Below are 14,494 nucleotides of genomic sequence, written 5' to 3' on the forward strand. Positions count from 1 at the left end.
ATGTTCAAGCGATTAAAGCTTCGTCGCTTCTTTGAACGGCAGTCCCCGACCGCCACGGTGCACGTACACCTGGTAAAGCTGTGCGAGAAAGAGGGACCACATGATCATGACGGCGCCAGCTGCAGGGATATATCCAACGCAGAGCGCTAAACAGCCGACCAGCATAAAGAAGATGGCAAAGATGTAGAGCAAGATGCCGCCTAGCAACTGCTCGACCCACATCTTCTTGATGAAGTCCATGATCCAGTTGAAGTCGAACGCCCCCACGAAATCGTTGAGCATGCCAGCGCGAATCACCAAGGGGCACGTGATGAAAAACGTAATCAGGTTGATTGCGAAAATCGATCCAAAGTAGATCACGAAACCGATCGCAATGAGTGCTTCGTTGTCAGAAGCTTGCATCGCGCCCATGATTCCCCCGGCGAGCATGGTCAACGGCATCAGGCAGAGTGAAGTGACGAACGTCACCAGGAACATCCAAAAACCGCGTGTCAGGTACTCGCCAAAGCGATTGAAGTCGAAGTCCGGGTAGGATTTCATCCGCCCATAGGCTCGAGCACCGATGATTTCCGCGACATATCCCAGGGCAACCATGCCGCCGATAATCGGGATGATGATCGCGATACCTGCCAGCAAGATGTTGACGAACCAGTTGGGGTTATTGAAGACATCTCCGACCGTTTCCATGTAGTCGACAGAGGAACGTGGAACGACGGTCTCGCTTCCTTCCGCTGGCTGAGGCTCGTAGTTGGTGCCCTCGGGCGAAGCGAACGGGTTGTCTCCAGACGTCGACATCAGGCTTTCCTCCGGTTGCGAATCTTGTGAGAAAGGAGCCAATCGTAAATATCGCGATTGGCATAGGTGACCGACCAACTGTCGTGCTGCACATTGTCATAAATGGTCAGCCGCGCGTCACCACCAATCTTGGAAACCTCGTCAACAATTTCTTCGCTTCGAATAAGCGGAACGATGTCGTCGTCGCGGCCATGAAATGCCCACGTCGGCATCCCTTTCAGATCGGCAGCAATCGCCAGGTCGGCGCCTCCGCATATCGGGATAATCGCCGCGAATAGATCGGGATATGAGGCCGCGGCTGCCCACGTTCCATAGCCACCCATGCTCATGCCGGTGAGGTAAGTCCGTTCGAGATCGACGGAGTATTCGCTTTGAATATGCTCGGTAAGCTGCGCCACTCCGTTGATGTTCTCCTTCATCGCCCACCACTGGTCCATGGGGCACTGGGGGGAAATGACCACAAACGGAAAATCTTCGCCTTGGTCGATCAACTTCGGAGGACCATGCTTCTTGACCAGTTCCAGATCCGTTCCCCGCTCCCCTGCCCCGTGTAAAAAGATGAGCAGCGGAAGCTTGGTTTCTGCTTGAAACTCGCGAGGCTGATAACACAGAAAAGGAAAGCTTCGCTTTTTGCCTTGGCTATCAAACCAAACGAATTCGTGCGTCTCCTGACGCTTGGAAACGGTTTGCATGAACGATCCTTAGACCTGTTTGCTGTGAGTGAGTTGCTGCCGGAGCCAATGAATCTCTTGAGCGATTCCTTCGGCCAACTCGTTATGTTGCAGTTCCTGCGGGAGCACACCCCAAGCGTAGGTTTCGACCTCGAAGTGGCGAATCTCAGGATGATTCCTGATTTCGGAAAGGAAGTCATGGATGTGCGACTGAGTTGTTCGGAGTAAACCAAACTGATCGAGATAGATGGGCATGTGGAAGTGAATCCGCCATGTTTCATCTTCGGGAACCTTTTGCGAAGCTTCCTGCAATGCGAACGGCAGGTCGTCGAAGTAACGCATTGTCCCGTCGGCAGCTCGCGAGGTCGTTTGATGCAGGTAGCGATCCTCGGCAAACTCGGCGACTTCGGCCAGTACGTTGTGGCGTTCGTCTTCACTCAGTTCGGAAAAACGAATCTCGATGGCGGATGAGATCTGAACCTTCCCAATCAGGATGCCAGCCTGAGCGTACTTTTCGAGTACGCTCAGTTGGTCCTCGAACATGACCGCCGCATGGCAAACATCGTGACACACGCGTAGATAACGGCGAATCAGTTCGGCATCGCCTGCTGGGAATAGACGCTGCTGGAAGAAATCGATCACATCTTCTGTCGTGTCGAGAAGACAGCCAGGCTCGGGCTCGATGCAGATGTAGATAAGCCGACCGGTCGATTGCTCCAACTCGTGCAGGTGCCGCACAAGCTCCAGCATGTTCTGTACGGTCATTGACCACTGCTGGTCGCTGGGCTCAGGCGTACCCCAAGCGATCGGCATCGTCGAGATACTTCCTTCTTCTCCCGGGGCAAGCAGACGGTCGAGGATGGTTACCAGATTCTTGGTATAGGCCAAACGCTCTGGCTCCCACCACGTTGGCAGGTAAACGTCATGCTTCACGATCGATTTGTGAAAGTCGCCAAAGGGGAAGCCATTGAACGTGTACGGTATCCACTGATTGTCATGCAGCAATTGGGCGAATTCGTCCAATTTGCCTGGCTCGACCAGCGACTGGGCGGTCGAGTTCGAGAGCCACAGTCCGACCCCCAGAGGCTGATCGCGACCAAGGATTTGCTGGACGCGCGAAGCGTGGGTAATCAGGTTCTGTTGCGTCTGCTCGAGGTTTGCCCCGGCATGGACGTTGGTGCAGTAACCGGTCCAGGATTGGATGGCCATGTTCGTTCCTTGGAGAGGGAGAGGTGTTCCCTCAAGTTTATCAGGTGTGGCGGTTGCGTTCAGCGGGGAGCAGAACTAGCGGCAAGACAGCCGAAAGTCGAGCCAGGGTTGCCACGAAGAAGTAGGTGTCGTACGCCGAGGGATCGTTACGGTACTGGGTCGAGACGAAAAAGTCCGCAACGCTCTGACCTGCGAGTGCAGTGAGGCCATAAACCAGTCCGGTCCAGGCAAAATAGAGGGCCAGCGGCGGTGCCGCACTTCGATCGTGACGGCCATCGACAATCGCGATGGGAAGGGCCACGTTGATCAACGCATATGCAATCCAAATCAGATTGCCTGCGATGTATCCCACCGTACCAAAACTAAACAGCAGCGGGCCAAAGGCAATTAGAACTTGCCCACAGATCATAACCGACCGCCAGCCAAATCGGTCGATGGTGACCCCGACCGGGCGACTAATGAGCGATTGCCCAAGTCGCATCGATGCGGCCATAGTCAGTGGAAGGAAGAGCGACAAATCGAGGGCACGGTAAGGGTAGATATAGAGCAAGGTCGAGAAGAGTCCGTTAGCTGCCGAAAACCAGGTTCCATAAAGAAGGAACCAGCGAGCACGCGAGCCGCTCCAATGTTTCCAGTCATCGATAAGCGAGTGGCCAGGCGGCGCGGTCGTTTCTGGTTCGGGAATGCGCCGGAGCGGCAAGACGGAGAGGCCGATCGCCATTGCCCCATAGATGGCAAGCAGTGGATAGGCGATCCAGCGGAGATCCATCTCAAACGCATTGCGGAGCACAGCGCCCAGCAGGCCCGCGAAGAGGAAGCCGGCCAGGTTGCCGGCCGTTAACCATCGTTCACGAAGACCGAAAAAGCGACCGCGGATCTCGGGCGATACCAACTGCATTAGCCAAGCGATAAAGACTACGTAGCCGCAGTACTCGGCCAAGTGGTACATGCACCAGCAGAAGACGATTGCCAGGATGGCGACCGTCGTTGATGGCCAGAGCTCTCGGACGGAACAAAGCGGCAAAAGCAGTAGGAAGACCGTCGATACAAGGAATGCCCAGGTGCTCGTTGTACGGTAACTTCCGCCAAGCTTCAAAAGGTTGGGGGCGAACCAACGCAGAACGCCGACCAGCTTCGGAGCTGCGATAATCCACGAGACGGCCGCTGACTGGGCACCCAGGCTTTGGGCGAAGTAGGAGACGAGCGTGGTCGAGACGAGCCCATTACCCAGGGCCCAAATCCCAGCGTTCTCATTCGCCCCGCGCGAAGTGCGTTCAAGTTCCGCGGAAGATGGATTCACGTCGCGACTCTCCGCGGATCAGGCAAGCAGGTTAACGAACGCCGGTGCCCTGCATGTGATAGATTGCCAGATGCTTCCCGCTGTCGTCCTTGTATTCTTTGATGGTGAAGACCCCTTCGACTACCACCGGCCGAACGGTGAAGTCGACGCCGCGTCCGTCCATCTCAATCAGAATGCAGTCATAGAGAGCCGCGCCTGGCCCAAAGCAACATTCCATGTTGTCGCGGACGAGAACGAACTGCTTGATGTCCCGCTGCTGAAAGCTGGGAAGCATGTAACCGCCGATACTAATCTTTTGCCCGTTCAGATCTTCGATTGCCTGAGGGAGCATCTCGCGTTTGAAAGGAGCATCTGGCTCGATGTCGAATTTGATGTCATCAAACGTCAGGTCGAGTGTCTTGCCGGGTTGCGGTTTAGGAACGGGGCGTTTGGGCGAGGTGACTTCTGCAGCGGGCGAAGGCTTCTTCTCGGTCGATGTTGGCTGGGTTTCTACTGGTTCGGTCTTCTCTTGCTCGGAGTTCGAGTCTTCGGTCGGCGGCTCTTCATCCGGGCTGGTGTTCTCGACCTCTTCGGTCGCTGGCTCGACGGTCAGATTTGACGTAGCAGGACCGTGCGTAGTGTTGGCTGGACGTAGTGGTTCCGGAGGTCGGCAGCCAAGGCTGACAACAAGGCACAGAATCAGAGGGCAGATCCAGGAGAGCGGTTTACAGGTGGGATGCATCAATCGACGTAGTCGGCTTCCAATTCGTAAAATACGCCGGTCAGGTCTTCGATCTTTTTCAAATCGGTATGAACCCGTAGCGTTCCCCCAATCTTGCGTCGGTTGAAGGAAAAATCAACCGAAAGGGGTTCGACAAGGCGGACTTCCACCATGTCGGTCAGTTTGGGTTGGCCCCCGAAACAGCAGGTATCAAAGTCGGGAACCATCACGAAGCGAGTCAGACCCGACTTCTGTGCATGAGGGTAAACATACCCTCGAATTAGGACCTGCTTGCCGTCCAAAGCCAACGCCGAGTCTGGCACGGGTTGGCCAACGGGCTGCCCTGGCTGTTCCTGCAGAAGGCCAAAAGCGATGACTTCGTACCCTTCAGGCAGGTTGATGTATTCTTCGTAAACGTAGCGGCTGGTGCCTACTACGAGAGCGAGCGTAGAAAGAACGAGCCCTGCATAGGCCAACGGTAAGCCGGTTTGGGTGGCGGTGTTTTTGCGTACTGTGATGATCGCCCAAATACCCAAGGCGATACCGGCCACGGCGATGGGTGCCATCACGACGGCCAGAATGGTCACTAGGCTGATAAAGCCAATGAGCAGAGACGTCACCGCTAACGAGCTAATGGAGCGGTACTGCTCGTACATCGCCGGATCAACATCGCCAGTGAATGCAGGTTGGGATTCGGTGGAGGTGCTCATTGATTGATTTGATTCGCTACGGGGAATTGTCGGGATAAAGTTACCCCGCATTTATAGCGACGTTTTGCTACCAGGGTTCCAAAGGATGCCCGAGATTGCGAGCATTAACACAAATGTCACAACAATGGGAATCGTCGTCGAAAAAATACGCTGTAGAAGTCCTACGGTGGACGTTTCTTCGAGGTTCGCAGCACTGCCGCCGGTAATTGCCGCAGCCAGAGCTCGGTCACCGTCGGTCGAGAGTTCGTCTCGTGTAACCTGCCGCTTCGCCATCGCGGTTTGTTCGCCGGTCTTGGGCGTGGCTGAAGGAGCCACATTTTCCGGCTGGCGAATTTCGGTATCTTCCTCCTCGGGAGGAAGCTGGTTGTCATCAACTTCTGCCATGGCCAACAGGTTCTCTTCCTGCATCTTCTCTCCGTCGGCTCGCGTTGGTACCGCTTGCGATTGGAATGGGAAGAACGTTTGGGCACGCTTCATCGCATCGGGATCGATCTTCTCCAGTTCGATCAAGTGCTCTTTGGCTTCCGGCTTCGGACACGCCATCAGGTAACGAATGACGGGCACGCGAACCCAGCTTGTTTCCTCATCGGCTTCCTTAAATAGCTTCACCAGCTTGTCCATCACCGACCAATCTTCCCAGCGAGCAAAGTCAGCGATAACCAGATCGGCCAGTTGTGGGCGGTCGAGCATCAAGTGCAGCGACTTCAGCAGGCGATCCTTTTCGATGATGTCTGTTTCCGTTCCGTGGAACCGCAGTGCCATGATCGCAGCGTAGGTATCCGCGTACTCGGCTTCCTTGTTGGCAAGATAAAGCTTTTCGATCAGCGGCAGGCCATCTGCTCCTGCCAGCGTCAGGTAACAACCAATCATGGCATCCAGACCGGACTTGTTCGCTCGCTCTTCGCTGTTGAGCATCTTTTCCAGCAAGGGGAGATCGGCTTTGGTACCGCAGACGCCCAGCATCGTGAAGTACAAGCGGCGACGATTGGCGGCGATGTCTGGATTTTCGATCCACTTGACCAATTGGTCGTGCTTCATCTTCGGTTTCAGGTCGTGCAGGGCACTGTAGGGGGCATTCGCGAATTCGTCATAGGCATCGCGAGCCAGCATTTCGTCTTCGTCTTCCAAATGCTCCTGGAAGAATGCGTAGCGGTCATTGCCGGTTGCTGGCAACTTGATCACATCATTGATGTACTTCACACCACGATCGGTGAGCAACGTTGGTGTCGACCACATCATGTTCTCAGGCTCAGTTCCCAAGATCAGGAACTCTCGCCCCTTGCGTCCTTCGCCGTAATAGAGCGATTTAATGGTTTTGGTGTCGCCCAGATGTTCTTTCCCTTTGAGGATCTGGGTGATCTCAAAGGTCGCTTCGACACCAGCACCTTCGGCGGTGACCGCGGGAGCTTCTACCAACTTGGCAATCACGGCCGCGTCCATCGAATCGATCTCTTGCGAGAAGGTTTGCGATACGGCCGCGCAGAAGGGACATGCCAGGGCATTTGTTAGCAGAGCCGCGGTGGATACCAACGCTCCGCAAAGAATCATGAGCCGCGTGAGCATAAGAACAAATCTCTTAGGTTCGAGGCAAAATAGCGAGGTTGCCGTACGCATCTACGTACGCCGGGAGGGATCATCGCTTGGGATGTAGCCCCACCAGATTCGTCTTTAAGGAGACGAACTGAGTGTTTCTGCCACGTCGGTACGATACGCCGTGTAGGCAGGCAAAAAGCCGACCAGTACTGCCAACAGAATCAGAGCCGGAACAATCACCAACTCCAGACTGAATAGGGGGCCGATCCAATCATTTTCTATTATCGCCGAAGGTATCAGAACTTCAAGCTTTCTGGGTAGTGGAGCCAAGTCGAACAGCCCAATCTGAACGCCAGTCTGGGCTTCGATCATCGGGCTCGCCCCGTACAACAGTAAATGAGCGCCCAACCAGCCCAGAATACCCCCTCCAACGGACAGAATGATCGATTCGGACAAAACGATACCCATCACGGTCCGACGACGAGCCCCGAGGGCACGCATAACGGCGATTTCGCGTTTGCGGTCATTCATCGAATTGTAAATGCTGACCAGGATAGAAATTCCCGAAACAAAGCAAATCAGGACCGTTATGACCAGCAGTAGCGTCTGAATTGGCTTGACGATCAGCTCGAATAGGCTGGTAATCTCCATCACCGGCATCACAATTTGAGCGATATTCCCTTCATTAACTCGGTTCTTGATGATGATCGGCGAGAACGGATCGGACGTTCGAATGAGGATGGCCGTAACTTCTCGCTGCTTGATCGGCAGCGGTTGCCGCCGCGAAATGGTCGTGCCAGTCACGTTGGCCCCAACCTCTTCGGTTTCTTCTACCTTGGCATGCCCTGACATCAGGTAGAAGCCTTCCATGTTGACGAATACTGCTCGGTCGTTGGGTGTACCAGACGGAGCGAGGATTCCCACAATGGTAAACGGCGAGTCGGTATGAATATCGTTGGGATCACCACCGTGCGAAGCGGCAATCTTGTCGCCGATTTTCAAGCCGGTTTGCTTGGCGACGATCGAACCAACGACCGCCTCAAAGTACCCGTGCTCGTCGTTCCAGGTCTCGAAGTTGCGTCCTTCTCGGAAGGAGTACTTCGGCTCGTCACTGTCGTAATCTTTGAAGACCTCAAAGAACTTGGGTAGCGTTCCGACAACGCGGTACGTCTTGTAGTAGTCGCCCAGGCAGACAGGAATGGCAAACTCGGTGTTCTTCGCGTAGGTGCCGTCAGCTAACTCGCCACGACCAGCTGGCTTCATCAGCTCCAGCTCTTTTTCCTGCTCCTCCTTGGTGAGGAATTCCTGGTAGAACGTGTAGGGAACATTTTCAACCGGTTCACTGAGGTAAAACGTGGTGTTCAGCACCAGTTGAAGTTTGCCCCCTTTGGCACCAGCGATCATGTTGTAACCGAGATCGGAGTTGTCGGTAAACGACTTCGAAACCAGGCCATAAACCAGCAGGACTGCCGTTACCAGCAATACCCCCAGGGCCATCGAAAAAGAAGTTAACGACGAGGCCAGAGCTCGTTGTCGGACGCTTCGCCAAGCGATTTGCCAGATACTCATGCGTGTGCCTTATTCGCTTGGGCGACCATGTTCAGTTTCTCAAGGGGTTCGATTCGCTGGAATTGCTCCGCCACTTCCGTGGCGTGGGTAACCATCACCAGCGAGATCTCTTCTTCCTGGCACGTTTCACGAATCAAATCGACAATCGATTGTTGGTTGGCCGGATCGACATTGGCGGTCGGCTCATCGGCTAACAGAAGCTTTGGTCGATTGGCCAAAGCACGAGCCACGGCGACTCGCTGCTGTTCACCGACACTCATGGTGCGTGGGTAGGCATTCAGGCGATGTTCGAGCCCGACGCGTCGGAGCAGGTCCCGGGCCCGATCACGGTCGGCTCGGCCGCGGGAGAAGGACATCCCTAAAACCACATTCTCCAAGGCCGTGAAACCTTGCAACAGATTGAAGGTCTGGAAGACATACCCCATGACTTCTGCTCGGAAGCGATCGCGTCCTTCTTCGGAGAGTCGCGTAATATCGAGTCCATTGATGGAGATTACGCCGGAGTCAGGCGTGCCAATCCCTGAGATCAGATGAAGCAGAGTCGACTTGCCGCAACCACTGCGTCCAACGATCACCATCTGTTCGGCGGCCGCAACGTTGAATTGAGGAACGTCCAGGATCGGTACTCGTTCGCCGGTGGGCGATCGAAAGGACTTTTTCAGATTCGAGATCTTAAGCATGGCCACTTATGGGGGCATAGGGCAGGGGAACGGCGACTCGCGCAAGCATCTATTGAAATACGAGATGCGTTTGGCGCCAACCCCTAAATGCAAATGAGTTGCGTGTGCATCTTGTTCGCATGTTTCTGTTAAGAGGCTGGCTACGAAGCCATTTACGCATGCTGCTAGCGATCGGTTCGGCATTGGCAGCAGGCGTTATCTCCGTTTCATGGCTCGATCGATGTCTCGTTTGGCGACATCCTTCTTCAGCTTCTCGCGCTTATCATGCATTTGTCGACCACGACCGATGCCCAGCAGAACCTTGGCTCGTCCTTGCTTGAAGTACATCTTCAGAGGCACAAGCGTGAGCCCCTTCTCTTCGCTTTTCAGAGCAAACTTGATGATCTCACGCTTGTGCAACAGCAGTTTTCGCTTGCGACGGGCCTCGTGATTGAGAAACTCGCTGGAATTCGAGTAGGGCGAGATCTCGCAGTTGACCAGAAAGACCTCGCCATTGACCACGTGGGCAAACGATTCGGCCAGTTGAAGTTTGCCATCGCGAAGGCTCTTCACCTCGCTGCCGGTCAGCTGGATACCACATTCCAGGTGCTCCAGAATGTGGTATTCGTGCCGAGCTTTGCGGTTTTCGCCGATGCTCTTCTCGTTCTTGTTTTCTTCTTTTTTCGCAGCTTTTGACTTCTTGGCCACTTCCAATGCTTTCCAGATGGGGCAGTAGGGTGTCAGCGATGCCAGCATATGGAGGGAGTTTTTCTGAACTTCGACCTAGGCTCAGAACGCGCCTCCTGCTAATCTCCCCCCCTCCAACGAAGACCTCGCAACGACGACTTCTCAGGTATATCGAGCGCGTGGAAATATTCGAATTTCAGTCTTCCGATTTACTCCGGCAGCGGCCGACAGTCATCGACTTCCATTACATGGGAATCGTCGACTTCGATCACTGTATCGCTTTGCAAAAACGTCTGGTTTACGAATCGGGGGGACGTGACGATGGTCACATTACTTGTCTGCTTTGCGAACATCCACCGCTGATTAGTATAGGCAGAGCGGGCTCGCGGCGACATATCCGCTTGACCACACAAGAGATGCGACACCGCAAGCTCGAAATGCGTTGGATCGGTCGTGGAGGTGCCTGCGTGGCTCATACGCCAGGTCAATTGGCCGTTTACCCAATCGTTCCGCTCAAGCATTACGGCTGGTCTGTCGGCGAATATCTACAACGCTTGCAGAATGGACTCTTGGACACGGCTCGCCAGTTCGAGGTTCCCAGCTACAAACGCCCTGGCCGTTTCGGTCTTTGGGGGCGAAGTGGCATGCTGGCAGCCATCGGCGTGGCCGTTCAAAACTGGATTACCAGCCACGGAGCGTTCCTGAATGTCAGTTGCGGACCCCACAGTCAGGTGGGTGTCGAGGCGAATCCGGCAGAGCTTGCCTGTCCCGGAGATCCTGCCACTATGAGCAGTCTCCTGGAAGAAACAGAGACGTGCCCTACAATAGGAGAGGTCGCACGGAGTGTGGCGTACCATTTGGCGCAACGGTTCGAGTCTGCCCAGGCAGTTTGGCACTCGAGCCATCCTCTGTTTCCTGAAGTAGTCAAGCATACTCGTGATCGAACCCGCCAAGCAGCCAGTTGAGCTGCCAATCATCGATTCGTCCGATATTCCGTCGCCTGATTCCGGGCGACGTCTTCCCCGCTGGCTCAAGCGGAATATCCCCAAGGGAGATCCCGGCCACAAGACAACCAACTTGATGAAAGAGTTGGGTCTGGAAACGGTCTGCGAGGAAGCCAAGTGCCCCAATCGTATGGAGTGCTATTCGCAGCAGACTGCGACCTTCATGATCTTGGGAGCCGTTTGCACGCGTGCTTGCAGTTTCTGCTCGGTATCACGTGGCACTCCGCAAGAGCTATCTGGTGACGAGCCAGAACGTTTGGCCGAAGCCGCCTACCGTCTGGGGCTCAAGCATGTCGTGATCACGTCGGTGACTCGAGATGATTTGCCGGATGGTGGTGCTGATCACTACTTCCGCTGCATCGAAGCCGTCCGAGAACGAACGGGGGCCACGATTGAAGTCCTCACTCCCGACTTTATCGATTCCAAAGAGGCCCTGGCACGAGTTCTGGAAGCCAAGCCGGAAGTCTTTAACCACAACACCGAAACGGTTCCCAGACTCTATCGCCGAGTTCGCGGGCCGAAGTCAGTTTACTCGTGGACTTTGGACCTGTTGAAGCGTGTGAAAGAGATCGCTCCCGATACGAAGACCAAGAGCGGATTGATGCTTGGTCTGGGTGAGACACGCGAAGAACTACTGGACACTTTGGCAGATCTGCGAGACGCGGATGTCGATTTCCTGACGCTCGGTCAATACTTGCAGCCAGATCAGAAGCGTTACTTGCCGGTTGTTCGTTACCTTCGCCCGGAAGAGTTTGAAGAACTTGGCGAGCAGGCGAAGAGTATGGGCTTTGTGAAGGTTGCCAGCGGTCCGTTCGTGCGAAGTAGCTACCATGCTCGAGACATGGCCGAAAGCTTCTAGCCGACCAGGAACTACTAAACGAAAAAGGCCGTCATGATTATGACGGCCTTTTTTTGTTTCAAGGAGACGACTCGCGTCTTTACTGATCCGTGTATACCGTGGTGCTTTCTTCCTTGGTGATCGGATCTGGAATGCCGTCGGTGCGAACTTGAACGCGGATGCGTTGGTCGCCCGGCATGGTTCCTTGGACTTGAATTTGTAGTCGAACCGTTTGCTTCGGATCGATGCGTCCAATCGGTTGGAAGACAACCTGCTGGCCTTGTACCTGGCCAGGGACTTCGCCGTCCGCGGCAATGGCACGCAGGCCTTGCGGCAACGCAGCTGCCACTTGGATGTTCTTGGCCTCTTTCGAGCCTTGATTGACGACCTTGATTTCGTAGGTGGTCTGCTTACCGACTTCGATCGGATCAGCGACGTCGGCGACCTCGAAGAAGATGGCAGCTAGACCCTCGACGCGAACGGTCGATTCATCTTCGGCTGTCAGGCCCTTGTTGGCGGAGCCCTCAACGCGAAGTCGTTGATCGCCAGCTTCAATCGGCAATGCGACCAGTTCAACCGTACCCGTTTGTGCTGGTGGCAGTTCCTGCAAGTTCCAAAAGACGGCGTGTCGCGTCGAGTCATACTGACCCGCGTTGTTGGCTTCAACAAACTTCAAGCCCTTGGGCAGGTACGTGACGACGTCGATCTCATGTGCGGGGGCCGTGCCTGGGTTGCTGACCGAAACGGTATACTTGGCAGGCCGTTCCAGGTATCGCAGCTTGGGGCCGGTCATGGCAACTTGAAGCTTCGGTGCGACAACTTCCAGCTCAACAGCATGTTCGGCGGTAAGGTTCCCATCGGCTCGGGCACGAAGGATATTCTGAACGCGACCTGCGGAGACTGCGTTGAGCACGAGATCAAGCTGACGCGATTCGCCTGGCTTGAGCGTGCCGACTTCGAATTCCAATTCATTGCCGGCTGGGTGAGCGAAATTGCCAGGGACGTTTTCTTCGAGAACGACACCAGTGGCGGCACCGGTGCCGGGATTGGTAATGGTGATGGTGATCCCGAGCTGATTGCCAGCCAAGACCGTTGCGGCGCTCGACTGCGTGATCTCCAGCTTCGGCCGCGTGACAATCGATTTGGCAGAAGCTTTGGCCGAGAAAACGACGCTCGCGACGCTACCGATGTTTCCTTCTTCCAGCGGAAGGATCTCTAGCTTAAGCGTCTTACGTTCTTGCGGTCGCAAGGTACCGAGATCCCAAACCAGGCTGCCATCGGCACCCTGTTGAGCTTGAGGACTTGTTGAAACCAGCTTCGTTCCGGCTGGCACCATGTCACGGACGATGACGCTTGAGGCGTCTACCTGCCCGTTGTTTTCCACGTGCACTTCAAAGGTTGTTACCTTGCCGACTTGAACTTCGGGAGGAGCAACTTTCTCCAGTCGTATGCTGGGCTGTTGATCCCCTTCCAGATGAATATCACCTGGGCGAGCCGAAACCATCGCACCGTCCGCGGCCGAAGGTAGCGAGGCGATTTGCGTTGGCTGCGAGAATCGCGTTGGTTGTGGCTGGGGAGTATCCTGATAGGTCGGCTGAGACTGTTCTGCCATCGCCGCTGGTGGCGGAGAAGGCGAGGCCGAGAAGCCGCGAGTTTGTCCATAAGATGGCGGAGCTGCCGAACCCATCACGCTTGGTTGCGGCGTGTTGGTTGCGGTATTCGTTGCCGAGAATCGAGTTGGATTGGGTGTCGTTGGGGGCGTAGCAGTCATCGGTTCCGCAGCGGTTGGTGCTGGACTGACACTTGCATTCGAGCTGAACCTCGGCTGCGCAGGAGCCGTTTGTGGAAGTTGCCCGTTCACCGCATCGGCTGCGGCGCCTGCTTGATCGGCAATCGATTGCCTTGTCGAATCGACCATCGACGAGAAGCGATTGTTGACGTTTTCGACGGTTCCTTGCACGGCGGAAGATACTTCCCCGGCGGCGGCATTGGCTTCCGTGGCAATGGTGTTGGCCGTGTCCTGAACCTGCGCTGCTACGTTGTCCGCAGCGGTTGGGCCCCCTGTCTGAAATCGGACCGGCGGAGGAGACATGCTCGTTGGAGCGGCCGGCGTTGGATTTTGTGAATCGGTGGCAAAGCTCTGTGGGCCAGGAGGCATGGGAGTCGTGGCCGCAGCTGGATTTGCCGAGGCACCAGCTGCTGGGTTTTCAGCTGCAGGAGTCGGGCTGTCGCCGATGCTGAATCGACTTCCGCTTGCTGCCGCAGTGGCTGATGGAGCAGTGTCCGATACTTCGGTTGCTTCGGTAGTGGCTGGATTGGCAGAGGAATTACCCAGGAATCGACTGAATCGACTTGGCGGGGCGCTTCCTTCACCGGTGGCGGCCGGATTAGATGTTGCGGGTGTTGGCTGCGCGGGTTCTTCAGAATCAGAAATACTGAATCTTGCTGCCGGCGCCGGTGTCGCTGGAGTCGGCGTTCCTGTGCCGACCGGAGGCTTCGCAGGCGTTGGTTCGCCAGAGCTCTCCGTCGCGGGCGTGTCGTTCGACGCCAGCACAACCTGAGACTCAGGAAACGACGCGGCTAGTTGCTGCGGCGACGTGCCTGGGGGAATTTGTGAAATCTCAATTGGCTCGGGATCCGGATCCCTTGATGCCATCATCGATTGTCCGATTGCGGTGGCACCCAGGGCAACCACTCCACCAATCACGGCCAAACGTAAGTAAATGTTTTTCATGGCATCCTTGCCTAACATGCGAAACTTCTTTCTGGCATCCATTCTCAAGAAAATAGTGTCGGCCCGAAATTACTAGCAAAATTGC

At 55.4% G+C, this 14,494-nt stretch carries 13 protein-coding genes; 2 read left to right on the top strand and 11 right to left on the bottom strand.

What is annotated here, in order from left to right; genetic code table 11:
* Positions 1–12: 12 nt before the first annotated feature.
* The 10 genes from PSR63_RS16335 to smpB all read right to left on the bottom strand — a co-directional run bounded on the left by PSR63_RS16335 (position 13) and on the right by smpB (position 9,902).
* On the bottom strand, positions 13–795 hold the full coding sequence (locus tag PSR63_RS16335; RefSeq protein ID WP_274326744.1) for a DUF4013 domain-containing protein: 783 nt from the start codon (positions 793–795) through the stop codon (positions 13–15).
* The gene (locus tag PSR63_RS16340; RefSeq protein WP_274326745.1) at positions 795–1,487 is read right to left on the bottom strand and encodes a prolyl oligopeptidase family serine peptidase; all 693 of its coding nucleotides are present in this window, start codon (positions 1,485–1,487) and stop codon (positions 795–797) included. The genes PSR63_RS16335 and PSR63_RS16340 overlap by 1 nt, the downstream gene beginning before the upstream one ends.
* A 9-nt stretch (positions 1,488–1,496) precedes the next feature.
* On the bottom strand, positions 1,497–2,675 hold the full coding sequence (gene eboE, locus PSR63_RS16345) for a metabolite traffic protein EboE (protein WP_274326746.1): 1,179 nt from the start codon (positions 2,673–2,675) through the stop codon (positions 1,497–1,499).
* 40 nt (positions 2,676–2,715) lie between these two features.
* Positions 2,716–3,975, bottom strand: a complete 1,260-nt coding sequence (locus tag PSR63_RS16350) for an MFS transporter (RefSeq protein ID WP_274326747.1) — start codon at positions 3,973–3,975, stop codon at positions 2,716–2,718.
* Positions 3,976–4,006: 31 nt separating this feature from the next.
* The gene (locus PSR63_RS16355; protein WP_274326748.1) at positions 4,007–4,696 is read right to left on the bottom strand and encodes a DUF3299 domain-containing protein; all 690 of its coding nucleotides are present in this window, start codon (positions 4,694–4,696) and stop codon (positions 4,007–4,009) included.
* Positions 4,696–5,385, bottom strand: a complete 690-nt coding sequence (locus PSR63_RS16360; protein WP_274326749.1) for a DUF4190 domain-containing protein — start codon at positions 5,383–5,385, stop codon at positions 4,696–4,698. Before PSR63_RS16360 ends, PSR63_RS16355 begins: the two co-directional genes overlap by 1 nt.
* Before the next feature lie 51 nt (positions 5,386–5,436).
* Complete coding sequence (locus tag PSR63_RS16365; protein WP_274326750.1) at positions 5,437–6,948, bottom strand: hypothetical protein; 1,512 nt, start codon at positions 6,946–6,948, stop codon at positions 5,437–5,439.
* A gap of 105 nt (positions 6,949–7,053) precedes the next feature.
* A complete protein-coding gene (locus PSR63_RS16370) occupies positions 7,054–8,487 on the bottom strand; it encodes an ABC transporter permease (protein ID WP_274326751.1) in 1,434 nt (477 codons plus the stop codon).
* The gene (locus PSR63_RS16375; protein ID WP_274326752.1) at positions 8,484–9,167 is read right to left on the bottom strand and encodes an ABC transporter ATP-binding protein; all 684 of its coding nucleotides are present in this window, start codon (positions 9,165–9,167) and stop codon (positions 8,484–8,486) included. The genes PSR63_RS16370 and PSR63_RS16375 overlap by 4 nt, the downstream gene beginning before the upstream one ends.
* 195 nt (positions 9,168–9,362) lie before the next feature.
* Entirely contained in the window at positions 9,363–9,902 is a 540-nt protein-coding gene (gene smpB / locus PSR63_RS16380; protein WP_274326753.1) for an SsrA-binding protein SmpB, read from the bottom strand.
* A 110-nt stretch (positions 9,903–10,012) separates the two neighbouring features.
* Here smpB and PSR63_RS16385 point away from each other — a divergent pair, with 110 nt between their 5' ends.
* Together PSR63_RS16385 and lipA are read left to right on the top strand one after the other, a co-directional pair.
* A complete protein-coding gene (locus PSR63_RS16385) occupies positions 10,013–10,798 on the top strand; it encodes a lipoyl(octanoyl) transferase LipB (RefSeq protein ID WP_274326754.1) in 786 nt (261 codons plus the stop codon).
* Position 10,799: 1 nt separating this feature from the next.
* The gene (gene lipA, locus PSR63_RS16390; RefSeq protein WP_338000677.1) at positions 10,800–11,696 is read left to right on the top strand and encodes a lipoyl synthase; all 897 of its coding nucleotides are present in this window, start codon (positions 10,800–10,802) and stop codon (positions 11,694–11,696) included.
* 79 nt (positions 11,697–11,775) lie between these two features.
* Here the strand turns inward: lipA and PSR63_RS16395 are convergent, their stop codons facing one another.
* The gene (locus PSR63_RS16395) at positions 11,776–14,409 is read right to left on the bottom strand and encodes a hypothetical protein (RefSeq protein WP_274326755.1); all 2,634 of its coding nucleotides are present in this window, start codon (positions 14,407–14,409) and stop codon (positions 11,776–11,778) included.
* Between the last annotated feature and the right edge of the window lie 85 nt (positions 14,410–14,494).

The sequence above is a fragment of the Bremerella sp. P1 genome (genome assembly GCF_028748185.1).
GTDB lineage: Bacteria > Planctomycetota > Planctomycetia > Pirellulales > Pirellulaceae > Bremerella.